Consider the following 246-nt stretch of genomic DNA (forward strand, 5'->3'; position numbering starts at 1 on the left):
CGCTGCAGAAGGCGCACAGAGTGGAAATAGCGCGCACCGGGGCGAACCGTGAGGTAATTGCCCGGGACGGTTTCCATATTGTGGTTGAAGACATCGGGCTTGGCGGCGACGACCCGCTCCAGCGCGCCGGGCTTCTTCAGGAAGTCGGGGGTGAGGATTTCGATGGTCGTGTTGGGCGATGCCGCACGGATCGCCCAGATGACCTTCTCGAAATGTTCAGCGCCGCCATCGGCGAGATCGTCGCGG

Annotated in this window: 1 pseudogene; it reads right to left on the reverse strand. The window is 63.0% G+C overall.

Features of this window, described 5'->3' with window-relative positions:
• A pseudogene (locus SB764_RS43535) lies at positions 1–246 on the reverse strand (lipoyl synthase); the annotation flags it as partial.

Origin of the sequence: Paraburkholderia sp. SIMBA_027, assembly GCF_046535315.1 — a bacterium.
GTDB lineage: Bacteria > Pseudomonadota > Gammaproteobacteria > Burkholderiales > Burkholderiaceae > Paraburkholderia > Paraburkholderia tropica.